Raw genomic sequence first — 26,238 nt, forward strand, 5'->3', positions numbered from 1 at the left:
GTAGTGGTAGTTAATCAGTGATAAAAAAAATCTTACTTGCAGTAGACTTAGGTGTCTACACCCCTCATTTGCTACAGTATGCCGCCAGCTTATCAAGCCAGTACCGCGCTAGTATGGTTGTTGTACATGCGGTTGAGCCTTTAGGGACATTAGGTCATGCTTTATTAAATACTTACCTGAAGCCTGAAACTAAAAAACAATTAACAACAACGGGCATGGATTCGGTGGTCGAGCAAATACGCACACAAGTGATTGATATTTTGACAGACGAATTTATGAGCGGGGGGATAGAACTGCCTCGTCTAGAAGGGGTGATCGTTAAACCTGGCTCGCCAGTGGATGTTATTTTAGGCACTGCCAGTGAAATTAATGCAGATGTTTTAGTACTTGGTAGCCACTCTTCAGAAACACATGATGGTAATTTAGGCCGTGTTCCGCAAAAAGTGTTGTCTCATTCAAAGTGGCCTGTCTATCTCATCCCACAGCCACAAATGCTGTGGCAGCAAAAAAAATATGCGGGCCCTGAAGCTCGGTTGTAGTTCTATTCTTGCTAGGTATTAAAAAAATACGAATTTGATGCCTAATATGAGTAACAACGATGCCAAAATGGGTTGTAGCAAATTATTCGGTATTTTTGTGCTCAAGCGTGCGCCTAAAAATACCGCAGGCATTGATCCAATCAGTAAGCTAGCCAATAAAACAAAATCTACATTACCTAATAATAGATGGGCAAAGCCCGCAATAAAGGTGAGTGGCACCGCATGCGCAATATCAACTCCGACGACTTTACGCGCAGGTAAATACGGATATAGTGTCATTAATATCGCAGCACCTATAGCGCCCGCACCCACGGATGATAAAGTAACAAATACCCCTAACATAACACCCATAGCGATAGTGAATGGTTTTGTATGTCGGTGAGCGAACACTAAAAAGCGATTGTTTGACAGACTGTCTACTTTCAGATGTTGGCGGAAAAATAGTACGCAAGAAGTAAATACCAGCATGATTCCTAATGATAAGGTAAGAATATGCGTGTAATCGTCAGCACCGTCGAATAAAAAGTGTAAGGCAAGGGAAGTGACAATGGCGGCAGGGACACTGCCTGAAGCTAAGCGAGCCACTAAACCCCAGTCGATATTTTTCTGTTTCTGATGAGAAATGATCCCGCCAGATTTTGTAATAGCGGCATATAACAGATCAGTGCCGATTGCCACATTCGGGGGGAAGCCAAATAAGAGGAGTAGCGGTGTCATTAGTGAGCCTCCGCCAACCCCCGTAATACCTACGGCAAGACCAACAACTGCACCTGCAGCAATATATAGTAAGAAAATAGTTTCCATCGACAGTACAATCTTTTTGTTATGTGCCTAAAGCACGACTTATTCTGTTGCTTATTCACTATTCCTATTACTAACGATATAGTCTAAAGTTATAGATAAGAACACTCGTCATAATTAAATCATAAAATTCGTTGGCAAATATACCGAATTCGAACTATTCTGGATAAGAATATTTACTTCTATTTTTATAACGTCCGATACTAGTGGAGAAGATCTATGAAGCTTCAGCAATTACGCTATATATGGGAGGTCGCACATCACGACCTCAATGTATCAGCTACAGCTCAGAGCTTATACACCTCGCAGCCGGGCATCAGTAAGCAAATCCGTTTGCTGGAAGATGAGTTGGGCGTGGAGATATTTTCGCGTAGCGGTAAGCATCTGACACGTATTACGCCTGCGGGCGAGGCGATACTTCAGACCACGGGAGAAATTCTGCGCAAAGTCGAAAGCATTAAGCAAGTTGCGCAAGAATTTAGTAATGATAAAAAGGGCAGTTTGTCGTTGGCGACAACGCATACTCAAGCACGTTATATGCTGCCGAAAATTATCAAAGGCTTTATTGATCAGTACCCTGATGTCTCATTGCATATGAACCAAGGTACGCCAATGCAAATTTCTGAAATGGCGGCCAGCGGTTCGGTCGATTTTGCGATAGCGACAGAAGCCATGGAGCTGTTTAGTGATTTAGTGATGATGCCTTGTTATCAATGGAACCGCAGTATTGTCGTACCTAAAGATCACCCCTTGTGCCAAGTATCAGAGTTGACATTAGAAGAGGTGGCGAAGCACCCTATTGTGACTTATGTCTTTGGTTTTACGGGGCGTTCCAAACTGGATGAAGCCTTTATGGAGCGTGGTCTGGCGCCTAAAATTGTATTTACAGCGGCAGATGCTGATGTGATCAAAACCTATGTTCGTCTTGGTCTTGGCGTGGGTATTATTGCGAGTATGGCACATGATGAAGAGCTGGATAGCGATTTAGTTTGTCTTGATGCGGGGCATTTGTTTAGGCCTAGTATTACCAAGATTGGTTTCCGCCGAGGAACATTTATCCGTGGGTTTATGTACGAGTTTATGGAAAATTTTGCGCCACATCTCACCCGTACTATGGTTGAAGAAGCTTATAGTTGTTCTTCACGTCTAGAATTAGATGAATTATTCCAGCATGTAAGGCTGCCGGTTTACTAAATTATTCTTATACAGTCGCTAACCTCAGTATTATTCGGTAATGCTGAGGTTTTTTTATGTGTGAGAAAGCATTTTTTGCAAAAAATGCAGTGCAAAACGAACGGGCTTGGCTACACTTATAGCAGTTAATCGGGCTGTGTTGGGAAGTAGTATGTCGCGTAAATCCATCATTATTTATATCCTTTCTTTTCTTCTTTTGATTAATACCTCAATACTCGCGGGTTTATATTTTTTAGGATATATCTTTCAGCCAACGGCAGAAGAGATTGCCGCTGAACAGCAAGCGCTTGAAGCGTTGCGCAAAGAAGCTGAAGATGCCGAAAAGTATGCTCACTTAGAGCCGCTGCCTGAGTTTAAATCTCGCGCAGGCTATGTTGCCTCTATGGGAGAGGCTATAGAGATATGTGAGCGAGCATTACAGGAAAAAGAAACGGCGCGTAAGAGTTGGTCGATTAATCATATTGAAAGCCGCTATTTACCCCACAATGAACAATATAAAGTGTTTTTAGACTACGAGACTATACCGCCTGTAGGGCAAGAGGCTAAATACATTAAGGTGATCTGTGAGGTGGAGGAGGCGACTAAAGTTATTTCAACGTGGAAACCGACAAAGACTACGCAACCATAAGCGCTGATCGATTTCATGTGGCCGGTGACGAGATGATGACCTTTACGCCGCAGGCCGTGGTTAACTTGCCGTAGCTAAGTAAGGTTGTTGAGTACGTCTTTTACCAGTTTAAAATAAATAGTATAAACCGTAGTGTTTCCCTGATCATCTTCAACAAGAAAAAATGGTGCCTTACTGACATCATATTGCTGAGCGAGTAACATACCTTCGCTGCTCGCATTTGCTTCATCTGCCACAACAATCTTGTCAATAAAACGCAGTTGATTGGCGGCTTCCATCTTCTCGATTACTTCACCGCACTTTTTACAGGGCGAGCCATCGGCAAAGACTTTTTTAACGAAGGTGATCTTTTTTACGCTCATTTTATGTGTTCCATTCGATTAATGGCGCGTAGAATACCAAAATCATTGGTCAGCACAAAAGACTTTCCCCTTATAATAATAGAAAAATACCGAATAAGAGAAGCATCGCTAGTATGAGTGCCGGTGCTCAATATAGGAGAATCTGTTGGATATTGTTTGTTTGGATTTAGAAGGGGTATTGGTTCCTGAAATTTGGGTCGAATTTGCTAAAGTGACAGGGATTGATGAGCTGCGCGCCACAACACGAGATATTTCAGACTATGATGTGTTAATGCAGCAGCGTATCGAAATCTTGCGACAACATAAATTGACGGTTGATCGCATTCAAACAGTGATTGCCTCATTGACCCCTTTAGATGGCGCGGTTCAATTTTTAGAACAATTACGTGCCCGTGCTCAGGTCGTGATTTTATCAGATACCTTTTACGAGTTTGCTCAACCATTAATGCTACAGCTAGGATCCCCGACCTTGCTTTGTCATCGTTTAGCGATTGATAAAAATAGTATGATCACCGGCTATCATTTACGACAAACAGACCCTAAGAGAAAGTCAGTAATAGCACTGCAATCATTAAATTATACCGTGCGTGCAGCGGGTGATTCTTATAATGACATCACTATGCTTGAGCAAGCGGATAGGGGAGTATTATTTCACTCACCGGATAGCATTGCCGCAGAATATCCACAGTTTATGAGAGCGATGAGTTACGACCAGCTTTTGCAAAAACTGTTTGAATGATACGGGTCTTAATAAGGCTTTTTGATGCGTTACGATGATAAAAAGCGTCGCGTGAAGAGCCATTTTTAGTTAGTTGGTATTTGTTGAGTCTGTTATTGGATTCTGATGGAACGTGTTTAATGCTCGTAGAATTTTTCCAATTTTAGTCAAGCTTTCTTGGTATTCCTCTTCAGCATTCGAATCAGCCACAATACCACCGCCACCCCAGCAATAAACATCGTGCCCGTCACAGGCAATAGTGCGAATGGTGATACTGCTGTCCATGTCTCCCCAACTTGTAAAGTAAGCGATACTACCGCAATAAATAGAGCGTTGGCTGTCTTCTAGTTCTTCGATAATTTCCATTGCTCGCTTTTTTGGCGCACCGGTAATCGAGCCGCCAGGAAAGCATCCATCGAATAAATCAACAGCACTCACGTGTTGTTGTAGTGTGCCTTCAACATTGCTGACTAAATGATGTACGTTAGGAAAGCTTTCTAGCGCGAATAGTGCGGGTACATGGATACTGCCCGGTACACAACTTTTCCCCAAGTCATTGCGCAATAGGTCGACGATCATCACATTTTCTGCCCGGTTTTTTTGGCTTTTTTGTAAATGTAATGCGTTTGCTTGATCGTTGCTAGGGTCACTATCTCTGGCGATTGTGCCCTTGATGGGTTGTGTAAGAACGTGTTGATTTCGAACTCTTAAAAACCGCTCAGGAGAAAAGCTGAGAATCGCTTGTGGTGAAGTGTGTGGTGCAATCCCCGTTGTATCATCTACAGTGATAAAGGCAGAAAATGGGGATGACATTGCTCTACGTAGCGATAAATAGGCGTCGAATGGATCGCCTTGATAGGGCGCGCTAAACCGTTGAGCAAAGTTGACTTGATAACAGTCTCCCGCGCGAATGTAATCGTCAATGATAGCCATTTTGCTATGGTATTCGTCTTGACTGATGTTTGACGACAGCTCACCAATGGAAAAAGTCTTTTTTGTGCTTATGTCTGATTGATTTGATAAGCATTGCTCAACATAGTCTATTAATGTGAGCTCGCATTCAGGAAGTGCCACTACATAACTTTTTGCTTCGTGGTGATCTTGAATAATGGCCCAAGTATACAAACCTGCAACCATGTCTGGTATATCACAATCATTGCTAGAAGACAGCGGAATCTCTAATTGCTGTCGGCCTACGGTATAGGAAATATAAGATACAATGCCGCCAGTAAAGGGAAGCTCTGGTGTTGGTAATGTGATGTTTTTATATCGCGTGACTAGCACCTCACAGGCTTGTTTAAGCAATGATAGAGGGCTTTTATCCGAGGTTTGGGTGTTTTTAGTACAATGAATATCGGCGGTTTTGTTCTTGCTAGCGTCAATACTAACCCGATATTGATAATCGGTAATGGCCGTGTTGTTATCTTGTGTTACCCAGCGGCGAGTGGGCTGTGCGGTGAGAATGTCATAGCGTCCTGATGTGCTATCAGGCTTACCGCTGTCGAGCCAGCAGGCAAAGGGTAAATGCCGAATAGCGCTGAATAGTGTTTCGCTACTAGGATAGTAAGGGATGCTGCGAATATGGTAGTGTGTCGACATAACATAAGGCTTAAAAAATAGACGAATAGTTTACCGTTATCATTGGTAAGATAATACCAAAATAATGCTTAACGCATTGAAAGAGCGAGCATTACATTAGATGTGCTGCATCGATATAAGGCTTGTAATAATAACAATGTTTGAACTTCTAGAGGGCGTGCATGTTCTACCCACTTGAGCGATTAATCAATTTATACGATGGTTATCAACGTGCCTATCAAGTTGCTGGCCGTTCATTGTTGTTGGTTCAAGATAGTGGGCGGTGTTATCTTATTAATAATCACTGCCCTCACCAGCAAGTACCATTATCTCAAGCGACGCTGTCTCAAGGTCAGCTTCGTTGCCCTTTACATGGGATGTCATTCGATCTGCTCACGGGAAAAACAAACGATGGCTGTAGCCAAACGTTGCAATTTTTGCCTATCGTGTATGAAGGTAATCAACTGGGTGTAAGTTTATAACAGCGCTTGTGCAGTAATAACTAGGCGAGTGCCCCCAATTAATCCTCGTGATTAATAATTTTAGTAACTAAGATGTGACCTGTTTGGAATAGGAGGATGACTCTATATCGACAATCTCTACCGTCAGCGATACAGCCTTTAGGGAAAGTGGCAGTAGCCTGTTCATAATGGACTGCGAGAGATGCTGACGTTGTTCTGGCGTGCGGCCTGAGAGTAATTTTGCACAGACATGGATAAATCGTTGTTCTGCTGTTGCAGGCATGTGGTATGAATAGGGTATGGCTCTCGTTTTAATATCGTTGACATCAAATAAGGCACTATCTTCCGCCCCTTGATGTACAGACTGCATTAATTGGTCGATGGTAATGTCATTACCAATGGTCGATGAGTATTCGATAATACAGTGGGGCATAGCACTAACGCCGTAATATTGATGGTTGTTTAGAGAAGAGAAGCGGGCATTGCTATTTATGAGCTAGTACCCGCATTAGTGTGGTTAACTATTCAGCGATAGCTTTCGCTTGAGCGATAGCATTACCAATATAATTAGCCGGTGTCATTACACGGATATCGGCTTTTGCTGATTCGGGTATTTCAAGTGTTTCAACAAAGTCTGCCAAAATCTCTGGGGTGATAGTAACACCACGCGTCAATGCCTTTAGTTTTTCATACGGCTCATCAACGCCATAACGGCGCATGATGGTTTGAATCGGCTCAGCTAATACTTCCCAGCTGTTATCAAGATCAGCGGCAATACGCTCTTCATTAATCTCTAATTTACTTAAGCCTTTTTGTAGCGAGGCAAAAGCAATTCCACAATACCCAAAACCCACACCCATATTGCGTAATACTGTAGAGTCGGTTAAGTCACGTTGCCAGCGAGAGATAGGTAATTTATTCGCTAAATGGCCGAAAACTGCATTTGCAATTCCCATATTGCCTTCAGCATTTTCAAAATCGATAGGGTTAACCTTGTGTGGCATCGTCGAAGAGCCCACTTCACCGGCAATGGTTTTTTGTTTGAAATACCCTAGTGAAATATAACCCCAGATATCACGGCTAAAGTCGATTAGGATAGTGTTGCTACGCGCAATGGCATCAAATAATTCGGCAATATAGTCATGTGGTTCGATTTGAGTTGTGTAGGCATTCCACTCTAGTCCCAAACTAGTGACAAAGGCTTCGGCATTTGCTTGCCAGTCAATATCTGAATAAGCCGATAAGTGGGCATTGTAATTACCTACTGCACCATTAATTTTGCCTAATAACGGAATGGCCTGTATTTGATCTAGCTGGCGGCGTAAGCGCGCGACAACGTTAGCGATTTCTTTACCGACGGTTGTAGGGGATGCGGTTTGTCCATGTGTGCGAGATAGCATAGGTACGGCAGCAAAACCAACAGACATGGTAGTAAGAGTATTAATAATTGTGACTAATTGCTCTGTAAGTACGTTTCGTCCTGCACGTAGCATCAATGCATGAGATAGGTTGTTGATGTCTTCAGAAGTGCAAGCAAAGTGTACAAACTCTTTAACTGCATCAAGTTCGGCATTATTAGCAAAAGATTCTTTAAGAAAATACTCTACGGCTTTCACGTCATGGTTGGTGACGCTTTCTATGTCTTTGACACGCTGTGCGTCACTCTCTGAAAAATGGTTAACAATGTTATCCAAGTAGGCATTGGCGGTATCGCTAAGTGCTGGTACTTCGTCAATTTGTGCATGAGCAGCGAGTTGTTGTAACCAGCGTACCTCAACCTCTACGCGATAACGAATTAAACCATATTCGCTAAAAATAGGGCGATAGTCAGTCGTTTTGCTGCCGTAACGACCGTCGATAGGGGATACAGCGGTAAGTGACGATAAGTCCATGGATAAGTACCTGATATGAGAGTGATGATCGGTAAAAGGCCGCCATAATACCCGAAAATACGGCACTTGCTAAGCGCTTTCTCCTTCTTCTACTTGAACCTGCTATCTAGCGGATAAAGTGAGCCATAGTTATCGCAGTGTCAGTAACTGGCGACTGGTGTGACATGAACTATGCTAAATGGTAAGCCTATTAAATCTATAGGGTGACGACTGCGTCACATATACAGTGTGACTATTCGTAGACCTTGTACAGCCTACTGTTTGGAGTCTTTTTTATGGACATGAGTTTAATTGTCACTGGTGAAAAATCCGCGTTTACTGCACAGCTATCCGAGGTCATTAAGGCCAAATGTGGCGTTAAGGAGGCCAGTAAGCTCATCCCTTTTGCGGAACTATTCTTTGAGCATTACCCGATAGAAGAGCTGGCTGATCAGGATATTAATGATGTTATTGGTTTGCTAAAGGATAGCTACCAGTTTATATCACTCTACAAACGTAAACGTGCGAAGGTAAGAGCGTTCAACCCCACGATTAGTGAGAATGGTTGGGGGTGTAAAAATACGGTTATTACCATTCATTACAACAGTGTGCCATTCATGATTGATTCGGTGCGTATGGCGCTCACGAATAGAGGCTTGTTGGTTAAAAAAATTAACCCTCTTATCATCGCAACCAGCAGAGATAAAGACGGCGAGTTAGAGACTTGTTCCCATGTCGATGAAAAAGAGCTAACCGAATCACAACAACAAGAATTATTCATCTATATAGAAATTGATAAACACAGTAAAACGCAAGACTTACAAGCCATTGCTGCATCAATTAGAAAGGCGGTGACCGATGTTAATGTTGTGAACGGCGACTATGCAGAAACAATTGATGAATTACAATTACTTCGGGATACGATTTCTTATTCAAAAAGTCACCATACCCGAGAAGAAATCTATGAAGCGAATCAGTTTATTGCTTGGTTAATGGCTAATAATTTTACGTTTTTAGGTTATGCTTTTTATCGATTTGCGGGTATGCAATCCGTAGAATCGCAAGCGACGGGGCAGTTAGCGGTTGCGGAGTTGCAAAAATCTTACGGTTTATTGAATAAAGAAGATGAGATCAATAATTACTTTCCGGTTAGTCATGACAAATTAAGGGATCCAGATGGGCCTCTGCTTACATTTAGTAAATCACCCATACGCTCTACCATACATCGACAAGCCTACCCGGACCATATTGCGATACAGGCTTACGATGTTGACGGTAACTTTATTGGCGTTCATCATATTTTAGGGCTTTATACCTCGCAAGTTTATCGCGCCACCGTCGTTAATATTCCTTTTATTCGTCAAAAAGTTGAAGCAATTTATACCGAGGCTGGCTTATCGGATCGTAGTTATAACGGTAGAGTCTTGCGTCAAGTGCTTGAAACATTTCCCCGTGACGAGTTGTTTCAAAGTTCTCCCGATGAATTGAAAAAAACGTTGTTGGGAGTCATGTCTTTAAACGAACGTCATATTGTACGTTTGTTTATGCGTGAATCTGAAGATAAGCGCTTTGTTACAGCCATGGTTTATATTCCTAGGGATCAATTTTCTAGTCAACTACGTGAACAAATAATTCGTTGCTTAGGTGATGCGGTAGGAGCAGAGTCAGAAGATTTTTATACCTATTATTCAGAGTCCATACTCTCTCGCACCTATATTATCTTTAGGCTTGATGAGTCGAAAGAAAAATTGTGGGAAGAGCGAGCATTGGAGGAAGAGGTACAACACCTCTCTAAATCTTGGGGCGAATCCCTCGTTAAAGCCATTCAATCAAAAAATCCAGAAGAAGTCGGTAAAAAACTGATTGCTCAATATGTTGATAGCTTTTCGACGTCTTATCAAGAAAATTTTTCTGCAGATACTGCACTGAGAGATATTGAAACAATTGATGGTCTTAGTGAAGATAATCCGATTGCCCTTTGTTTTTCTCAGCCAGATAAAGCAAGCAATAAAGTGGTACATTTTAAAGTATTTAATTATGGCAGTACATTGCCGCTATCGGATGTGATTCCTGTATTGGAGCGCATGAACCTTAAGGTTATTGGTGAGCATCCTTATAAAATTAAGCAAAAAAATCATACGATATGGATGCACGACTTTTTATTACATACACGTTTGTCGGATGATACGGATATTTCAGATATAAGGTCTTATTTTGAGGATGCATTTATCAATATTTGGCGACGTAATGTCGATAATGACTTCTTTAATGGCCTGGTCATGTCCGCACAAATTAATTGGCGTGATGTGAGTATGTTGCGTACTTACGCGGCTTATATGAAGCAAATTACTTTCCCATTTAGCAAGCGTGCAGTGACCCGAAGTCTGATGAATTACCCTGAAATTACTCAGCGATTGGTCGCATTGTTTTATCAACGTTTTGATCCTAAAGTGGATTCGCATACGCGTCATAAAATTTGTCGGGAGATTAACAAGCAGTTAGATGAATATTTAGAAGATGTTAGTAATTTAAATGATGATCGAATTTTGCGTCAATATACGGCATTGATTAATGCGACGATAAGAACTAACTATTTCCAGCAATCGGATGGTGTCTATAAACAATATATTTCGTTGAAGCTTAATCCTCAGAATATTCCTAACGTGCCAGAGCCTAAACCTGTTTATGAAATATTTGTTTATTCTAATCGTATTGAGGGTGTTCATTTACGAGGCGGGAAAGTCGCGAGAGGTGGTTTGCGTTGGTCAGATCGTTTAGAAGATTTTCGTACAGAAGTACTTGGGTTGGTCAAAGCGCAAAATGTTAAAAATGCCGTTATTGTGCCCAATGGTGCTAAGGGTGGTTTTGTTGCGAAAAAGGCACGGCCCGAGAAGGGTAGAGAAGCGTTTATTGCTGAAGGTATCGATGCGTATAAAACATTTATTCGTGGCTTGCTCGATGTGACCGATAATCTTGAAAAAGGTAAGGTTATTGCGCCAGAAAATGTGGTTCGTTGGGATGATGATGACCCTTATCTTGTTGTTGCAGCGGATAAAGGTACGGCAACATTTTCAGATATTGCCAATGAAATCGCCATTGAATATGGGCACTGGTTGGGCGATGCATTTGCCTCAGGTGGCAGTGCGGGTTATGACCACAAGGCGATGGGTATTACTGCGAAAGGAGCATGGGTATCAGTACAGCGACACTTTAAAGAAAAAGGTATTGATGTACAAAGACAGGATGTAACCGTTATTGGTATTGGTGATATGGCTGGTGATGTGTTTGGCAACGGCATGTTGATGTCAAAGCATATCTGTTTAACCGCAGCGTTTAATCATTTACATATATTTATTGATCCTACACCGAGTGCTTCGGCCAGTTATGAAGAACGGGAGCGACTTTTTACAACACCCGGTTCAAATTGGGCAGACTATAATCAAAAGCTTATTTCTCGTGGCGGCGGCATTTTTTCTCGTGATGCAAAATCCATTGCGATTACGCCAGAAATGAAAACGTGTTTTGATATTCATTCGGATCGGCTTACACCGACAGAATTGATTCATCAGTTACTTAAAGCGCCGGTTGATCTTATATGGAATGGTGGTATCGGAACGTATGTGAAGTCTACACAAGAATCACATGTGGATATTGGTGATAAGGGTAGTGATGCTTTACGTGTGAATGGTTCACAATTACGCTGTAAAGTTTTTGGAGAAGGAGGCAATTTAGGGATGAGCCAGCGAGGTCGAATCGAGTATTGTTTACATGGCGGAGCATGTAATACCGATTTTATTGATAATGCTGCCGGTGTTGATTGCTCTGACCATGAAGTCAATATCAAAATATTATTGAGTGATGTGGTGTTAAATGGTGGTTTAACCAATGCTCAACGTAATCGTTTGTTATCTAGCATGACAAATACTGTTTCTGATATGGTGTTGACGAATAATTACTACCAGACACAATCAATCAGTCTTGCACAACAAGAAGCGCTTTTCCGTTTGGAAGAGTACCGTCGTTTAATTAATACATTAGAGGCTAGTGGTCGATTAGATCGCGAATTAGAGTTTATTCCTTCTGATCAGGAGTTGCTGGATCGACGCGCAGATAATTGCTCGTTAACACGTCCGGAGTTATCGGTACTTAATTGCTACGTTAAAGTTGAGCTTAAAGAACTGTTAGCAACTGATGAGATTGCAGATAATGCGTATTTAGCTTCATGGGTAGAAAAAGCCTTCCCTGAAAAATTGCTTAAAAAGTATAAGCACGGTATTCATAATCATATTTTGCGTAAAGAAATTATCGCGACGCAATTAGCCAACGATATGGTTGATAGTATGGGCATTACTTTCTTCAATCGTATGATGGAGTCAACGGGTGAGAGTGCATCTGCTATCGCAATGGCGTATGTTGCTGCACGTGATGTGTTTCAGTTTGATGATTTTCAAGAAAAGGTAAAGGCGTTAGATTATCGTGTGCCGGCAGAAGACCAAATGCGCCTATTGTCGTCGATGATGCGACGGGTACGTAGGGGGACTCGCTGGTTTTTATGTAACCAACACCGTAAAGACACCTTGCAAAAAACGGTTGATATATTTCAAAAATCTGTCGCGCAGGTGATTAGCGAAACACCTAAGGTTTTGAGTGTTGATGAAAAAGTTGCATGGCAAAGCCGCTACGATAAGTTTTCAGGACTAGGTCTTGATCAGGAATCTGCTAGTGTTATGGCGATGTCAGGGCATTTATTTTCAGGCTTAGGTATTGCAGAAGCGGTCTTGCAAAGTAAACACACAATTCCAGATGTTGTGGATATGCATCACTTATTAGGTGATAAATTAGGTTTCTACTGGTTTGCTCATGCAGTCACCGATGTGAAGGTTGAAAGCTATTGGCAGTCCATGGCAAGAGAATCATTTATTAATGATATTGACAAGGTGTTGCGCATCATGACCGTTGAGCTGCTACGTTTAGGGGGTAAGCGCTTTCAGCATGAAGAGACCTTACAGTTATGGATGCAAGACCATCCGGTGTTGTTAACACGATGGAGAGATATCGCGCATGAATTGCAAACTAACCCCCAAACAGACTTTGCTATGTTTTCTGTTGCTATGCGGGAATTAACCGAGTTAGCAGATGTTTGTCGCGAAACAACAAAACTGAACATCGAGTTTTAAATAAGGTGTGTTGTTGTTTATTCGGAGCCCTTTTGATTAATTGGGGTTTCCGAATAAAAAGTTCTTTCAATACAGTGTGAGGTTTAGATAATAATGTCAGCTGAGAAATCAGTGAATATTTCGTTGTGTATACCCGCCGATGAGTATTTACGGGTATATCAAGGTGCGGCTAAAAAAGTATCAGCGGTTGATTCTCAAGGCCGACGAATCAGTTTCCCGGTTAATATTTTACAACCTTATGTAACGCGTGAAGGTATCATGGGGGCTTTTACGATTATTGTTGATGAGAATAATCGTTTTAAAAAAATTATTAAGCGTGCTTAATCGATATTGTTTTTAATAGCCATTATTGAGCAATGCTTATTCCGCTTCTGCTAAAAATACACCACGTAACGGCGCTGGGTGACCTTCAACGGTTTTATTACTGTCATTTGGATCTAGAAAATCAGCCAAGGAATGAAACGTCATCCAGTCAGTGGCACGTTGCTCTTCGGTTGTTGTTTTAGCAATATCGACGAGCCGAGGGTTAGAGAAGCCGCATTTTTTTAGCCAACTAATTAATGTGTTAGCACTGGGTAAAAACCAAACATTATTCATCATGGCGTAACGTCCTTCAGGAACCAAACACTCCCCAATATCACCGTCAATAAGTAAGGTTTCGAGTACTAACTGGCCACCCGGCCGTAGTGTAGATTTTAACTCACGTAAGTGATCCATTGGTGAGCGGCGATGGTACAAAACGCCCATAGAAAACGTCGTATCAAATGATTGCATGTCCTTTGGCAATGACTCGATACCCATGGGTAATACATCGACCGGAATATTGCCTAAAAAATGTTTCATCATATAAAACTGTACAATAAAGCGAGGCGATGGATCGATGCCAATAACACGGTTGGCTCCTGCGCCATAGCTGCGTAAACAGTGGTAGCCATTGCCACAGCCGACATCAAGTACCGTTTTATTCGTCAATGAAGCTAAGTGAGGAATAACACGATCCCATTTCCAGTCAGAGCGCCATTCGGTGTTAAGTGTAATATCATGAATACTCATAGGCCCTTTGCGCCAAGGGATGAGTGCGCGTAGCTGTGCGTCGATTGTCGCTAGTGTGCTATCGCTGCAATCAAGTGACTTTCCAATATTGACTCCATTGAGTAGTTCTATAGCACTGGGTTGTGTTACTGGGAGCTGTTCTAGTGCTTGTCGCCAATTTTTTAAATCACCATATCGTTTTTCACATAAGCCTTGCTCAATTTTGGCAGGGAGTTCTTCTGCCCATGCAATAAATGCTTTGCGTTCTTTTTCATGTAACCTGTCTTGAAGGTAAGCTAGAAGAGGGGTGTAGTGTTTAAGCATAAAACAATATCTTTTATTTAATGGCGATAAGGGAGCAAAAACTAAAGCACTGGAACCACAGGTCGGCGCTCGTAAACCCACATTGATGTAATCGTTGTTGGTGAGTTTTTATGCTATCTGAGCGGAGCACATTTTCTAACGCCGTTCTTTTCTGTGCAATTTCTAAATCGGTGTATCCGTTGACGCGTTTAAAATTATGATAAAGGTCAGTCATTAGGTGTTGGTGGGCGGTATTATCAAAATGCACTTTCTCTGAGAGCAGTAAAATCCCTCCGGGTAATAAACCATCGTAAATTTTTTGTAGTAATGCCAGCCTTTCGTTGGGGCTAATAAACTGTAAAGTAAAATTAAGCACGACAATAGAGGCTTTTTCTATTTTAATATTTTGTATTTCATCACAAACGATTTCTACAGGAATTGCGGTGTTGTCTTTGTCGATGGTTTGTTGGCAGCGGTCAACCATGGCCGTTGAGTTATCCACACTGATAATATGGCAATTTTTTGCTTGGATATTGTGACGCATTGCGAGTGTTGCTGCGCCTAGAGAGCAGCCTAAGTCATAACAAATGCTATTGTCTTGCGCATAACGTGTAGTGATGTCACCCAGCATGCTTAAAATTGCACTGTATCCCGGTACTGAACGGCTGATCATATCCTCGAATACTGAGGCGACACTCTCATCAAAGCAAAAGGGGGTGACTTGTCCCACCGGCTCAGCAAAAATACGATCTGATGATTGTTTCAAGTGTATATTGTTGTTATCAGTCAGTTTTTTTTTCATGAATATCAAGTGCTTGTCTATAGCGAAATAGGGTGGAGGGGTGTTTAGTTAACGCGCAATTATAGCGCTTATCTCTACAAACACATAGTGCCAACGGTGTGGCTGAAACCTGCACTATGGTGAAAATAGACTATTCTCTATAGAAGAGGTGTGAAAGATAAGTGATTGGAATATATGGATTCAACAGATTACGAAAATTTACGTGTGTTAATTGTGGACGACTTCCCCAATTTTCGGACTGCGCTGGCAAAAAATATGCACACCTTAGGTTTTCGTCATGTAACGAGTCTGTCTAGCGGCAGTGAAGCGCTGAACGCTTGTAAGAAAGGGCATTATGACATTATTTTGTCAGACTATAATTTGGGTAGTGGCAAGAATGGCCAGCAATTACTCGAAGAAATTCGTCACCTCCAATTAGTCAGGTGCTCAGATATTTTTATTCTTATATCTGCCGATACCAGCCGAAATGTTGTGATGGTGAGTTACGACTGTGAGCCTAGTGATTATCTTACCAAACCCATTACCGGAAAAACCTTAGAACAGCGCATCAAGCGTTTGTTGGCCAAAAAGCAAGCGTTGCAGGGTGCATATAATGCGATTGATGAAGGAGAGCATGAGCGAGCGATCGCGTTACTCGAACAATTAATCGATAGTAAGTCTCGCTATATTATTGAGTGTCAAAAGTTACTTGGCGAACTTTATTTGCAGCAACAATCTTACGGGCTTGCGGAAACACTTTATAAAAAGGCCTTAGAAACTCGTGATGCTGATTGGGCCAAAGTGGGCTTAGCCAATGTTGAAATAGCCTATGGCCAATATCTTATTGCGGCTAATTCGTTAGACCGGGTCGTTGAAGATCACCCTGCATATCTTAAAGCATACGATAGTTTGTCGACGGCTTGTGAAGCCTTGGGTGATAACAATAGATTGCAGCAAGTGTTAGAAAAAGCCATGAACGCCTCACCTATGTCGATTGCACGTCAAAAAACCTTAGCCGATGTTGCTTTGGTAAATGGAGATGTTGAATTGGCAATTAAGGCGTATAAAAAAACGATTAAATACGGCGCTAACTCTCATTATGATAATGCAGATAATCACTTAAACCTTGCTCGAGCGATTACAAAAATTTATGACGAGGGATTAGGTACGGATCAAAGCACAACATCTGATGCACTTCACTTATTGAACAATATTGATCATCAATATCCTATTAGTGAGGAGCAGAAAATTCAAGCGAAGCTACTGAATAGTCAAATCAATGCACTAAATGGTAATAAACAAGCATCAAAAGATTTATTTGATGAAGCTCAAGCGCTAATGATTGCTAAAGGAGAGCGAGATATTGATACAGAGATAGAAAACATTAATGCATTGATCGCTTGCGGAAAAAATGATGAGATTCCCATTTTGATCGAAGAAATGCTGAGTTATTACAGGAACGATCAATGTGCACTCGAAAAGATTGACTTTTTATTGGAAGAACCCGTAAGTGAAAAAGGTAAAAGGACTATTGGCACCATTAACAAAAAAGGTATTAATTACTATAAAGAACAAAACTACGAAAAATCTATTGAGTATTTTTTTCAGGCGCAAAAAAAATATCCCAGATTTATTGGCTTAAAATTGAATTTTGTACAAGCATTAATCAGTAGTTTAAAAAATCAGGGCGATAACCAAGACTATGTCGATAAAGCAGAATTGTCTTTCAAAACCATTGAGCGTTATGTTTCTTCAGGCAATGAAAAGTATCAGCGTTATAAACAGTTAAAAATGATGTTTCATCAAGTTGTTCAAGAAATAAAGAATCAGAGAAGAATAGACGCTATTCAGGAAAAAAAACATGCATAACAGTAATGATACCGAAGTTTCAGATAAGCCAAAAAACAATCAGCTCGACTTTTCTTTTGTGTTGGCGTCTAGTGTTCACGATATGAAAAACTCACTAGGGATGTTGTTAGGATCTCTGGAAGAAATTATAGAAGAGTCATCAGAAGAAAGTGAAAACCATCAAAAACGTTTGTCAATTCTACAATATGAGGCAACACGTATTAATACCGAACTTGTGCAGCTATTGTCCCTTTATCGTTTTGAGCATCAGACTGATATTATACGTATTGATGAAAACTATATAGATGAAACGATAGAAGACCAAGTGGCGCGTAATGACGTGCTTTTTAAAACGCAGGGTATTGATTTAGCCGTAGAGTGTGAGGCCGATATCGTTTGGTCTTACGACAATGATCTTGTCGGTAGTGTTATTCACAATGTCTTGGTTAACGGAACACGTTATGCTAATAAAAAAATGCAATTAACGGCGAAAATAGACAATGATTATCTCGTTATTGAAGTTGCTGATGATGGTGATGGTTTTCCCAGTAAAATGATAGATGCGGCATCACTAGATAGCGATGCACACAGCGATGGCAACAGTACGCAATTGGGTTTATTTTTTGCCGCTAAAATAGCAGAATTGCATCAACAAAAAGAGCGTGTCGGATATATTAAACTCACTAATGGCGGTGCTTTGGGCGGGGGTGTATTTACCATTTACATCCCCTAAATAAGCCGTTTTCAAATCTTAGCATTCACCATTTATACATAATGTAATTCAAGCCCTAATTTCTCCGCTTCTGCTACGCCTTGTTGGCCAGTAACAACAGCAGTATTGGCTTTATCGGGTGTTAAATAAAGCGTAGTAACACGGCGCAAGTCATCTGCGGTTGTATTAATTACACCTTGACGGAAAGTATCCCTGTTTTTGTCATTTCTTCCTACAAGTTGTGCGTGGAATGCTTGTTTTGCTTCTCCTGCTGGAGAACCCGGTTTATCAAGTGATCCAATAACGCCCAACACTGCCTCTTCAATGTGTTGTTCGCTAATATTTTCTGCTAGTAGCCAATCAATCGCAGCGTCAAAATCATCCAGTGTTTCTGTCATACGTGGATCACGGTACGAATAAAAACGAAAGCTCGCGCTGTTATTATCTTGGCTCGCACCACCGCCATAAGCCCCACCTTGTTCACGTATAGTGCGGTGTAAAAAGCCATTGCGCAATACACCGGCCAATACGCAAAGTGCTGGCGCATCAGGATGAGCCATGGTTACAGTAGGGTAAGCTTTAGCACAAAAATGTACTTGCGATTGTGTAATCCATGCTTGCTTAATGGTTGACTGGCGTTTTGCAGGTAAGCTAAATAAAGACGTATCTTTCATTGATACTACCGCAGATAAGGACGATTCAAAAGTAGAGGCTTGTTGGCTGATTACTTGTTCTTCCGCAATAAGTAGCGCGTGTTTTTGGCTAGATAATAATTTATGATGAATGCGGTTAAGCAAGTTGATGAGTGTTGAGCCTTTGCCATCTTGTAAATCAGCATGGCGTTGCTTTATTTCTTGTATGCTGGCTAGCCCCATCATTTTTTGTACCGTCGCAGATAAAGCGGTTAAACCAGCGGCGGCGGCTTGCATGGCATAGCTATGTCCATTGCCAGTAATGCTTTGTTCTCGCCCAGCTTTTGCTTGGGCAACCAAATCTTTGATACGGCTTTCGTCAGAAAAGTTTACCTGCTGAAGAGTATCCGCTATTAGCTGGCTCATTGCCGGTTGATTACTACTTAAGGCTTTAGCCGATAGTGTGACATAGGCGTAGTATTTATCGTTATCGTCGACATGATTACGCAAACTATAATACGCACTAATACTACCCACCACTTGTGCTTGTCGTTGCTGTACCGATAAATAATCGGTATCTCCTAAGCCCATTTCAGTTAAACATAGAGTGTAATAAGGGAGTGCGATTAATTCCTCTTCGCTTAATTCAGGAAGATGGAAAATAACTTGTTGGTAGGAGAGACCATTAGTTCCTGCAGTATAATGCGTTAATTCAAGGCCCGATGTGCTTGATTTATGGTGGCTTCCTTTAGGAAAGGGAGTGGATGCTGGGATGTCTGCCAAAGTTACTTTAGGTAGCACATCCATATTTTCTTCTTGTTGCTGCCGCGCTTCTAGTTGTTGGGTTTGATCGATAATAGCTTGAGCTTGTGTCGATGTTAGAGTTGCTTTTTTATTGGCGAGCTCAGTCGCTTCTTGTTCGATTTCTTTTTGTTGTAACTCCGTATCCGGTGCTAATGTTAAGGTGACTCGGTGAGGGTTATCAATGAGTAGACGTTTGAGTAACGAAGGCAAATAATTACGATCTTTAATATCTTCACGCAACGATGCGAGCGCGCTTTCTAAATCCATAAAACTTAATACATCACCCCGATGAGTGGCCGGGGATAGGGCGCTCATAATCAGTTGTAAACCGTATGGGTATCCGTCACCGCCAATTTCTCTTTGTTGTAGTTCAAGCTGGTGTAATGAGGCTTCTATTTGCTCTTGGGGCAAACCATCAGTGACGACGGTGTTAAGTAAGTCGATCACCGATTTTTCAATGGCATCCGCATCACTGGCTTGACAGCCTTGCAATCCGCAGACAAAGAGCATTTCGTACTGTGAATCATCACTGCCGCACAGTGGTGATGGTGAAGCACCGTATGGTGACGTTTCTAACAAATGTTGTAACGGTGAGGCACTGTTATCGTAAAGTAAGCTGGCAATAAGGTGTACTTCTAAGTTACGTTTTAGGTCGGTACTTTTATCCAGTAACCAGCCCATAACAACATGCGCTTGTTTGTTTGTATCGTCACCTTCTGAGGGCGTATAGGCGTAATATTCCGTCACGCGTTTCGGCTGTTTAAAGCGTGTTTCAGCGGGTACATGAATATGCGCATCTAATTTTTCAAAACGCGTTAACGCTTGTTGTTCAAACTTTTCTTGATGCTCTGCGGCGTGAATGTCACCAAAGGTCATAAAAATAGCGTTACTAGGGTGATAATGGGTGCGATAAAATTGCTTAAGTTGGTCGTAACTGAGCGTAGGAATATCTCTTGGTTCGCCGCCACTATTGTAATGGTAGGTATTGCTAGTAAATAAATGTTTGCTGAGCTGCTGCCAGAGTTGTGAATTAACAGAACTCATTGCACCTTTCATTTCGTTATACACCACTCCTTTGTAAACCAGTGGACTGTCGGTATTGTGGGCGTCTTCAAATTCTACGCGATGCCCTTCTTGTGCAAAATCAAGCGGGTCAAGTCGTGAAAAGAACACCGCATCCAAATAGACATCTAATAAATTGTCGAAATCCTTACGGTTTTGGCTGGCAAAAGGATACGCAGTCCAATCAGAGCTGGTCATCGCATTCATAAAGGTATTTAGCGAGCGACGAATCATCATAAAAAAGGGGTCACGCACGGGATATTTTTCACTGCCACACAATGCAGTATGTTCTAGTATGTGTGCTACCCCTGTTGAATCTTGAGGGACTGTACGCAAAGCGACCAAAAATACGTTTTCACTATTATCGGCGCTGATATGAATATGTTGTGCGCCTGTTATCTTGTGTTGATATTCGCTAATGGTAATGGCTAAAGAGGTAATCGCTTGTGAACGTAACAGCGTGAAACTAGGGTGTGGAGCGTTCGACATACAGGGATCTCATATTTGTGGTCAGTTATTTCGTGCATGGCACCTAGTGTAGCTTGTATTAAGGCTTTTTTCAGTAACACTTGTGGGCTATATTGTTTGTTATGAGTCTCTCATCAGTAAAGCTAGGCCAAGAGGTATAGGGTTTATTATGTCTGAATATTCTTTGATCAATGCAGTCGCGTTCGTTTGGTTTTGTACGGCTTGGAGTGGCTATGCGTATTTTGCGCGCCATAAAGCACGGCAAGGTGTTAACTTATCGGCTGTGCTAAACCGCCAGCGTCTTAATTGGATGGAGCAGGTGACTCAACGAGAGCACCGTATAGTTGATGCAGCACTAATTGCTAACCTTGAGCGTAATACGTCTTTCTTAGCATCAACGAGTATATTAGTGCTCGCAGGTTTACTCACGGCATTGGGGATTGTCGGAAATATTGATAGTGTACTGCAGTCATTTCCCTTTTATGAGGTCAGAGAAAACTCTACTTTTTGGGTGCAGATTAAAATTTTAATGTTAGTGATTATTTATGTGTATGCCTTTTTTGCACTGACATGGTCAATGCGCCAATATGGTTTTGCCTCGGTGATGATTGGTTCAGCGCCCAGTGCTGAAGAGGTAGAAAAAAATGAAGCACTCAAACAAAAATATATGTATGCCAGTGCTAAGGTGATTGATATGGCAGGGCACGCTTATAACTATGGTTTGCGAGCGTATTATTTCTCTCTGGCAATTTTGCCTTGGTTTGTTTCTCCTTGGCTTTTTTTACTTTCGAGTACCTTAGTGGTTATCGTACTTTATGGGCGAGAATTTCACTCTCGCCCATATCATGTGATCCATGATTATGTTGATTTTTATGCGAACGAAAAGAAAAAGCGGGGCGAAGAGCCTAATTGATATAAGACCTTGTATCACTGCTATCCCGTTAAGTTATGCTTAGTCACTATGCAGCTACTGCATCCAAGCTGCCCAGCTATTTTAGCCAACGTGAAGACATGGATTTCCAACCATTATTCAAAGCGCGCCGTGAATACGTCCATGTAGGCTCAACACCCGCGTCCATGCGGGTGATGGCTTTGCCTAATGGCTGGAATTCCACTATTGACAAGTTAACGGGACAGCAGTGACCTTGTATGATCAAAAGGGCCGTAAGTTTGCAGAATTAATTGGTGTTTTTGTGCGCGCGAGAGCTGTTTGATTTGATACTCTCGCTTACTGGCAGTGCTACGCGAATGATCGGGCTCTTGATAGCATAAGGCGATGGGGCGTTTACCACGAAAATACTTTGCGCCTTGATTGCTACTATGTTTATGCCAGCGCTTCACCATGTTATTGGTAATGCCAGTATAGAGTGTATGGTCATTGCGCATGACAATATATACGCTCCATGTATTATCCAATGTTTTCCTCGGACAATTTTCTTTCAGACAATAGCACCTCTTTTGCCTCGTTAATTTGCGCCGCTAAAAAGTCACTGCCTCCTCGGTCGGGATGGTTTTTTTGCATTAGCTCTCGATGCCGTTGAATAATCACCGATTCTTCGGGCAATATATCGAAACCAAATATTTGTAAGGCTTTTTCTTTATCCATCCCCCCGACTTTCTGAGTGGGTGATTTTTGATGGTGCGTAGTATTTTTTCTATTTTTGAAAAACGGTAATGCCCGCATAATCAGTGGAAAAAATCGCTGCAATAAAGGAAAAATAGCGGCAATAGCACCTGCAACCCAATGTAGCTTGCCGCTCATAACGAGCAAAATAGCTAAACCTAGCAAGGCGTATAAACCATAACGCCAACGTAATGATGACTGTTTTTCTGGCGGTTGTAGTTTAATGTGTCGGATGGCTAAAAAGAGTAAAACAATAAACAGAATAATCAGTAATTGGTACATGGTTGCTATCGTATTCCGTGCAAAGGTGTCTATATGGAAGTTATTGACCTATTCTACTCATTAATGATTAATTAAAGCTAGTCTTAACTCAGCGATATTAGTTGAATTGCAAAGTAACATTCAGCGGCGATAAACGTGCTTTTTCTTGTGATAAGTTATGATAAGTGAGCGGATGTTCCTCTAGCCAATTATCAGGAAAACGTAAATTGATATGCAATTCATTAGTAACGTTGTCGGTTTGCTTTGTACTTTTATTGCTAGAGGAGTGGTTATCAGATACTTTTTCGCTTTCGGGTGCAGCGTCGTGATGCGTTTTTACAAACGTAAAAGCGATGTCGGGTAATTCTATATTATCTTCTCGTCGTTGGTTGAGAAGCACGGCGAGTCTTAAACAGACAAGAGAGGGGTGAAGCGCTTGTTGATTTTCTCCTGTTAATAAGACTCGCTTATCGGCACTAATTTTTCGGCGGTGTGTAGCAACAAGCAGTGCGAGCAGCTCTTGTTCAAAACGACTAAACCCTGCCATGTCACTTTCTTTTAACAAGTAATAGCTGTGATGATGATGCCCGGAATGAGATATTGTGAGCCCAATCTCATGCAGTTGTGCCGCCCAATGTAAAATACTTTTGACATTAATACCATTAACGATAGGCTCAGGTAATTGTTTAACAAAATGAGACAATGCTTGATCAGTACGAGCGGCTTGCTCTTGATCCACGCTATATTGAGCCATCATTTTATTGACGGTTTGATCTCTAATATCGATAAAATCATGCGTGTTATTTTCTCGTGGATTACGACTTAAGGTATCAAAAATTAAGCCCTCTTTCAGTGCTGCATCGACAACATGAATTTGCTCAAAGCCGAGCTGATCAAATATAGCGGATAAAATCACAGTACCCGCCGGTAGTGTGTTACGTCTTTCTTTGGAAAATATTTCGGTGTTTTCAAGACTGCCAGTGGTATGTAATTGATTGAGTAATTGGTTTAGCCCATCTTTTGTAATAACGCCACTCACTACATCGTCTTGCATGAGTTGCGCAACAGCGCGCATGGTGCCAGAGCTACCAACGGCAATATCCCAAGCCAAATGCCGATATTGTTGGCAGATAGCTTCGAGTTCAATACAGGTTGCGTAGTAGGTTTTCCAGATCATTTCTGAGGTAATCGTTTTAGGTGGGTTGCTATCCTTATCGTTAAAAAACTCATCGCTATAGGTAACGCAGCCAATAGGTAAGCTCTCTAATAGTTTTGGTTGTTTTTGTTCACCAATAACAAATTCAGTGCTACCACCACCAATATCTATCACTAGTCGCCTACCTTTATCAGCACTAATATCATGTGATACGCCTAGGTAAACTAATCGTGCTTCCTCATAACCCGAAATAATGTCGATTGTATGCCCCAGAGCAAGCTCTGCTTCTTTTAGAAAGTGGTTAGCATTACTCGCACTACGTAGCGCTTTGGTACCCGCCACACGAATTTGTGTAGCAGGAATATCGCGTATACGCTCTTGAAAACAGCGCAAGCAATGTAATGCACGATCTTGTGCAGCCTGTGACAATTGGTTAGTGCTATTTAGCCCTCTGGCAATTTGTACCATTTCTTTTACGCGATCTATTTTTTCAATAACACCATCGTTAATCGTGACTACCAATAAGTGAAAACTGTTAGACCCTAAATCAATAGCGGCAAAGTAAGGGTTGCTCCCAGTATCGGTTTTTAGAGTATCGGTATTCATGATGATTGATGTACTCCAATTATTGTGGAGGTAAAATTGAATCAGCTTTAAGGTTGCTGAGAGGTATTTTTATTTCTTATAGTATACACCTATCTAATTATTCCGACTTTTATAGAGGTTTTTCGTAATGACAGATGCTCATAACCGAAATATTTTTGGTGTGACAGTGCGTAAAAATAGCCATAAAGATATTCGGCGTATTAAACAAGCGTCAGGCGTTGCTGCTATTCATGGCAATAAATTTTGGAAATCCACCAGTTTACTGATCGATTATCTACAAGCATCGCCACCCAAGTCATCGCTAAAGGTGTTAGAAATAGGTTGTGGCTGGGGAATTGGGGGTATTTATTTGGCGAAGTACTGCAATGCGCAAGTAACAGCCTTAGATGCGGATGATTCGGTATTTGCCTATGTCGATTACCATGCTGAGCTTAATGGAGTGACTATTGATACCCTAAAGCTACGTTATGAACATATTACTACGGCGATGCTCAGTGAATTTACTATGGTGATTGCTGCGGATATTTGCTTTTGGGACGAAATGACCCAACCGCTGTCCAAGCTAGTCGATCGCTGTTACTTAGCTGGCGTAGAACGGGTGGTCATGACAGACCCCGGACGACAGCCTTTTCGTGATATGGCCGAGTACTGCGCGCATAAGTACGATGCGATTTATGAAAACTGGTCAGTACCACATCCGTATAATATGTCGGGCTTGGTGCTTGATATTCATTAACGTCAATTACCAGTATGAGACCTTTGCACGAAAGCCATTTCACTCTCATGCGGCGTGAAAAATGTACTCAATCGGTCATTTATCATGTATAAACTCCCTCTCTCCGTGCAAAGGTCTCAGTATTTATCACTCAGTGGTCTATGGAATTAGGCCATAGGGCTGATTTCACGCACACTTATTTTAGAGGCTCCTATGTTTTCTTTTACCAAAGATCAAATGCCAACCGTCGATACTGCCTTAGCGGGGCGTGATACGCCGATTATTATTGAGCGGCCTCATGCAGTGCTTAATACCCGCGTAATGCCTCCTTACCCCAAGGGCGCAGAGCAACTCGTTGTGGGTTTAGGTTGTTTTTGGGGGGCTGAAAAGTGTTTTTGGGGGCTGGATGGTGTGGTAACAACGGCGGTGGGTTACAGTGCCGGTTTTACTCCTAATCCCAGCTATGAAGAGGTGTGCAGCGGGAAAACCGGCCATAACGAAGTGGTGTTGGTGGTGTATCATCCACAGCAACTATCGATGGATACCTTGTTGCGTACGTTTTGGGAGTCACACAATCCCACTCAGGGTATGCGACAGGGTAATGATCGAGGCACACAGTACCGTTCGGGTATTTATTATTCAACGGAAGAGCAGCGGCACTTAGCGGAGCAGTCAAAGCAGCAATACCAACAGCGCCTCGCGGATGAAATGGGCGAAGAGTTTATTATTACAACAGAAGTGAAGCCGCAATCGACTTTTTATTTTGCAGAAGACTACCACCAGCAGTATCTTGTTAAAAATCCTAATGGTTATTGTGGTTTAGGTGGATTAGGGATCGAATTATCCCTGTCGTAATAATGTATTGTGCGTGCTCTGGTAAGCACTACTATGCTTGTACTTTCACC

General features: G+C 41.8%; 23 protein-coding genes. 12 read left to right on the forward strand and 11 right to left on the reverse strand.

What is annotated here, in order from left to right:
* Positions 1 to 17: 17 nt before the first annotated feature.
* Positions 18 to 539 carry a universal stress protein gene (locus ACZ5O6_RS04715; protein ID WP_447090672.1) on the forward strand — a complete coding sequence of 174 codons (522 nt, stop codon included), beginning with the start codon at positions 18 to 20 and terminating at the stop codon, positions 537 to 539.
* 18 nt (positions 540 to 557) lie between these two features.
* On the opposite strand, the gene ACZ5O6_RS04720 is transcribed toward ACZ5O6_RS04715, so the two are convergent.
* Positions 558 to 1,343 carry a sulfite exporter TauE/SafE family protein gene (locus ACZ5O6_RS04720; protein ID WP_447090673.1) on the reverse strand — a complete coding sequence of 262 codons (786 nt, stop codon included), beginning with the start codon at positions 1,341 to 1,343 and terminating at the stop codon, positions 558 to 560.
* A gap of 216 nt (positions 1,344 to 1,559) precedes the next feature.
* Here ACZ5O6_RS04720 and cysB point away from each other — a divergent pair, with 216 nt between their 5' ends.
* Both cysB and ACZ5O6_RS04730 read left to right on the forward strand, forming a co-directional pair.
* Positions 1,560 to 2,534 (forward strand): HTH-type transcriptional regulator CysB, encoded by a 975-nt coding sequence (cysB, locus tag ACZ5O6_RS04725; RefSeq protein ID WP_447090674.1) that lies wholly within the window; start codon positions 1,560 to 1,562, stop codon positions 2,532 to 2,534.
* Between the two features lie 151 nt (positions 2,535 to 2,685).
* Positions 2,686 to 3,162, forward strand: a complete 477-nt coding sequence (locus tag ACZ5O6_RS04730) for a hypothetical protein (RefSeq protein WP_447090675.1) — start codon at positions 2,686 to 2,688, stop codon at positions 3,160 to 3,162.
* 74 nt (positions 3,163 to 3,236) lie between these two features.
* Here ACZ5O6_RS04730 and ACZ5O6_RS04735 read toward each other — a convergent pair whose 3' ends face one another.
* Positions 3,237 to 3,524, reverse strand: coding sequence for a hypothetical protein (locus tag ACZ5O6_RS04735; protein WP_447090676.1), 288 nt, complete (start codon positions 3,522 to 3,524; stop codon positions 3,237 to 3,239).
* 145 nt (positions 3,525 to 3,669) lie between these two features.
* Here ACZ5O6_RS04735 and thrH point away from each other — a divergent pair, with 145 nt between their 5' ends.
* A complete protein-coding gene (gene thrH, locus ACZ5O6_RS04740) occupies positions 3,670 to 4,263 on the forward strand; it encodes a bifunctional phosphoserine phosphatase/homoserine phosphotransferase ThrH (protein ID WP_447090677.1) in 594 nt (197 codons plus the stop codon).
* Between the two features lie 69 nt (positions 4,264 to 4,332).
* Here the strand turns inward: thrH and pabB are convergent, their stop codons facing one another.
* Positions 4,333 to 5,841, reverse strand: a complete 1,509-nt coding sequence (pabB, locus tag ACZ5O6_RS04745) for an aminodeoxychorismate synthase component I (protein ID WP_447090678.1) — start codon at positions 5,839 to 5,841, stop codon at positions 4,333 to 4,335.
* A gap of 161 nt (positions 5,842 to 6,002) precedes the next feature.
* Between pabB and ACZ5O6_RS04750 the strand changes: the two genes are divergently transcribed.
* On the forward strand, positions 6,003 to 6,302 hold the full coding sequence (locus tag ACZ5O6_RS04750) for a Rieske (2Fe-2S) protein (protein WP_447090679.1): 300 nt from the start codon (positions 6,003 to 6,005) through the stop codon (positions 6,300 to 6,302).
* A 67-nt stretch (positions 6,303 to 6,369) separates the two neighbouring features.
* Here the strand turns inward: ACZ5O6_RS04750 and ACZ5O6_RS04755 are convergent, their stop codons facing one another.
* Both ACZ5O6_RS04755 and purB read right to left on the reverse strand, forming a co-directional pair.
* A complete protein-coding gene (locus ACZ5O6_RS04755) occupies positions 6,370 to 6,714 on the reverse strand; it encodes a 5-carboxymethyl-2-hydroxymuconate Delta-isomerase (protein ID WP_447090680.1) in 345 nt (114 codons plus the stop codon).
* A gap of 88 nt (positions 6,715 to 6,802) precedes the next feature.
* Entirely contained in the window at positions 6,803 to 8,173 is a 1,371-nt protein-coding gene (gene purB / locus ACZ5O6_RS04760) for an adenylosuccinate lyase (protein WP_447090681.1), read from the reverse strand.
* A 275-nt stretch (positions 8,174 to 8,448) separates the two neighbouring features.
* Between purB and ACZ5O6_RS04765 the strand changes: the two genes are divergently transcribed.
* Entirely contained in the window at positions 8,449 to 13,329 is a 4,881-nt protein-coding gene (locus tag ACZ5O6_RS04765) for an NAD-glutamate dehydrogenase (RefSeq protein ID WP_447090682.1), read from the forward strand.
* 93 nt (positions 13,330 to 13,422) lie between these two features.
* On the forward strand, positions 13,423 to 13,653 hold the full coding sequence (locus ACZ5O6_RS04770; RefSeq protein ID WP_447090683.1) for a DUF2835 domain-containing protein: 231 nt from the start codon (positions 13,423 to 13,425) through the stop codon (positions 13,651 to 13,653).
* Positions 13,654 to 13,689: 36 nt separating this feature from the next.
* Here ACZ5O6_RS04770 and cmoB read toward each other — a convergent pair whose 3' ends face one another.
* A complete protein-coding gene (gene cmoB, locus ACZ5O6_RS04775; RefSeq protein ID WP_447090684.1) occupies positions 13,690 to 14,685 on the reverse strand; it encodes a tRNA 5-methoxyuridine(34)/uridine 5-oxyacetic acid(34) synthase CmoB in 996 nt (331 codons plus the stop codon).
* Positions 14,686 to 14,698: 13 nt separating this feature from the next.
* On the reverse strand, positions 14,699 to 15,466 hold the full coding sequence (gene cmoA / locus ACZ5O6_RS04780) for a carboxy-S-adenosyl-L-methionine synthase CmoA (RefSeq protein WP_447090685.1): 768 nt from the start codon (positions 15,464 to 15,466) through the stop codon (positions 14,699 to 14,701).
* Positions 15,467 to 15,640: 174 nt separating this feature from the next.
* Between cmoA and ACZ5O6_RS04785 the strand changes: the two genes are divergently transcribed.
* Both ACZ5O6_RS04785 and ACZ5O6_RS04790 read left to right on the forward strand, forming a co-directional pair.
* Positions 15,641 to 17,314 (forward strand): response regulator, encoded by a 1,674-nt coding sequence (locus ACZ5O6_RS04785; protein WP_447090686.1) that lies wholly within the window; start codon positions 15,641 to 15,643, stop codon positions 17,312 to 17,314.
* Complete coding sequence (locus tag ACZ5O6_RS04790) at positions 17,307 to 18,026, forward strand: sensor histidine kinase (protein WP_447090687.1); 720 nt, start codon at positions 17,307 to 17,309, stop codon at positions 18,024 to 18,026. The genes ACZ5O6_RS04785 and ACZ5O6_RS04790 overlap by 8 nt, the downstream gene beginning before the upstream one ends.
* A 32-nt stretch (positions 18,027 to 18,058) precedes the next feature.
* On the opposite strand, the gene ACZ5O6_RS04795 is transcribed toward ACZ5O6_RS04790, so the two are convergent.
* Positions 18,059 to 20,992: an insulinase family protein gene (locus tag ACZ5O6_RS04795; protein ID WP_447090688.1), complete on the reverse strand. Its 2,934-nt coding sequence runs from the start codon at positions 20,990 to 20,992 to the stop codon at positions 18,059 to 18,061.
* A gap of 148 nt (positions 20,993 to 21,140) precedes the next feature.
* On the opposite strand from ACZ5O6_RS04795, the gene ACZ5O6_RS04800 reads away from it, so the two are divergent.
* Positions 21,141 to 21,884, forward strand: coding sequence for a DUF599 domain-containing protein (locus tag ACZ5O6_RS04800; protein ID WP_447090689.1), 744 nt, complete (start codon positions 21,141 to 21,143; stop codon positions 21,882 to 21,884).
* 212 nt (positions 21,885 to 22,096) lie between these two features.
* Here ACZ5O6_RS04800 and ACZ5O6_RS04805 read toward each other — a convergent pair whose 3' ends face one another.
* From ACZ5O6_RS04805 to ACZ5O6_RS04815, 3 genes are all read right to left on the reverse strand, one after another.
* The gene (locus ACZ5O6_RS04805) at positions 22,097 to 22,387 is read right to left on the reverse strand and encodes a GIY-YIG nuclease family protein (RefSeq protein WP_447090690.1); all 291 of its coding nucleotides are present in this window, start codon (positions 22,385 to 22,387) and stop codon (positions 22,097 to 22,099) included.
* Positions 22,380 to 22,877: a J domain-containing protein gene (locus ACZ5O6_RS04810; protein ID WP_447090691.1), complete on the reverse strand. Its 498-nt coding sequence runs from the start codon at positions 22,875 to 22,877 to the stop codon at positions 22,380 to 22,382. Before ACZ5O6_RS04810 ends, ACZ5O6_RS04805 begins: the two co-directional genes overlap by 8 nt.
* 97 nt (positions 22,878 to 22,974) lie before the next feature.
* Positions 22,975 to 24,618 (reverse strand): Ppx/GppA phosphatase family protein, encoded by a 1,644-nt coding sequence (locus tag ACZ5O6_RS04815; protein ID WP_447090692.1) that lies wholly within the window; start codon positions 24,616 to 24,618, stop codon positions 22,975 to 22,977.
* Positions 24,619 to 24,745: 127 nt separating this feature from the next.
* On the opposite strand from ACZ5O6_RS04815, the gene ACZ5O6_RS04820 reads away from it, so the two are divergent.
* A complete protein-coding gene (locus ACZ5O6_RS04820) occupies positions 24,746 to 25,354 on the forward strand; it encodes a class I SAM-dependent methyltransferase (protein WP_447090693.1) in 609 nt (202 codons plus the stop codon).
* Positions 25,355 to 25,546: 192 nt separating this feature from the next.
* Positions 25,547 to 26,188 carry a peptide-methionine (S)-S-oxide reductase MsrA gene (gene msrA / locus ACZ5O6_RS04825; RefSeq protein WP_447090694.1) on the forward strand — a complete coding sequence of 214 codons (642 nt, stop codon included), beginning with the start codon at positions 25,547 to 25,549 and terminating at the stop codon, positions 26,186 to 26,188.
* Positions 26,189 to 26,238: the final 50 nt, after the last annotated feature.

This window comes from Eionea flava (assembly GCF_055393785.1).

Excerpts from the sequence above, each read along its gene's own strand:
- ACZ5O6_RS04720 (WP_447090673.1), bottom strand. The coding sequence starts at position 1,343 with ATGGAAACTATTTTCTTACTATATATTGCTGCAGGTGCAGTTGTTGGT.
- cysB (WP_447090674.1), top strand. The coding sequence starts at position 1,560 with ATGAAGCTTCAGCAATTACGCTATATATGGGAGGTCGCACATCACGAC.
- ACZ5O6_RS04730 (WP_447090675.1), top strand. The coding sequence starts at position 2,686 with ATGTCGCGTAAATCCATCATTATTTATATCCTTTCTTTTCTTCTTTTG.
- ACZ5O6_RS04735 (WP_447090676.1), bottom strand. The coding sequence starts at position 3,524 with ATGAGCGTAAAAAAGATCACCTTCGTTAAAAAAGTCTTTGCCGATGGC.
- pabB (WP_447090678.1), bottom strand. The coding sequence starts at position 5,841 with ATGTCGACACACTACCATATTCGCAGCATCCCTTACTATCCTAGTAGC.
- ACZ5O6_RS04750 (WP_447090679.1), top strand. The coding sequence starts at position 6,003 with ATGTTCTACCCACTTGAGCGATTAATCAATTTATACGATGGTTATCAA.
- ACZ5O6_RS04755 (WP_447090680.1), bottom strand. The coding sequence starts at position 6,714 with ATGCCCCACTGTATTATCGAATACTCATCGACCATTGGTAATGACATT.
- purB (WP_447090681.1), bottom strand. The coding sequence starts at position 8,173 with ATGGACTTATCGTCACTTACCGCTGTATCCCCTATCGACGGTCGTTAC.
- ACZ5O6_RS04765 (WP_447090682.1), top strand. The coding sequence starts at position 8,449 with ATGGACATGAGTTTAATTGTCACTGGTGAAAAATCCGCGTTTACTGCA.
- ACZ5O6_RS04770 (WP_447090683.1), top strand. The coding sequence starts at position 13,423 with ATGTCAGCTGAGAAATCAGTGAATATTTCGTTGTGTATACCCGCCGAT.
- cmoB (WP_447090684.1), bottom strand. The coding sequence starts at position 14,685 with ATGCTTAAACACTACACCCCTCTTCTAGCTTACCTTCAAGACAGGTTA.
- cmoA (WP_447090685.1), bottom strand. The coding sequence starts at position 15,466 with ATGAAAAAAAAACTGACTGATAACAACAATATACACTTGAAACAATCA.
- ACZ5O6_RS04785 (WP_447090686.1), top strand. The coding sequence starts at position 15,641 with ATGGATTCAACAGATTACGAAAATTTACGTGTGTTAATTGTGGACGAC.
- ACZ5O6_RS04790 (WP_447090687.1), top strand. The coding sequence starts at position 17,307 with ATGCATAACAGTAATGATACCGAAGTTTCAGATAAGCCAAAAAACAAT.
- ACZ5O6_RS04795 (WP_447090688.1), bottom strand. The coding sequence starts at position 20,992 with ATGTCGAACGCTCCACACCCTAGTTTCACGCTGTTACGTTCACAAGCG.
- ACZ5O6_RS04800 (WP_447090689.1), top strand. The coding sequence starts at position 21,141 with ATGTCTGAATATTCTTTGATCAATGCAGTCGCGTTCGTTTGGTTTTGT.
- ACZ5O6_RS04810 (WP_447090691.1), bottom strand. The coding sequence starts at position 22,877 with ATGTACCAATTACTGATTATTCTGTTTATTGTTTTACTCTTTTTAGCC.
- ACZ5O6_RS04815 (WP_447090692.1), bottom strand. The coding sequence starts at position 24,618 with ATGAATACCGATACTCTAAAAACCGATACTGGGAGCAACCCTTACTTT.
- ACZ5O6_RS04820 (WP_447090693.1), top strand. The coding sequence starts at position 24,746 with ATGACAGATGCTCATAACCGAAATATTTTTGGTGTGACAGTGCGTAAA.
- msrA (WP_447090694.1), top strand. The coding sequence starts at position 25,547 with ATGTTTTCTTTTACCAAAGATCAAATGCCAACCGTCGATACTGCCTTA.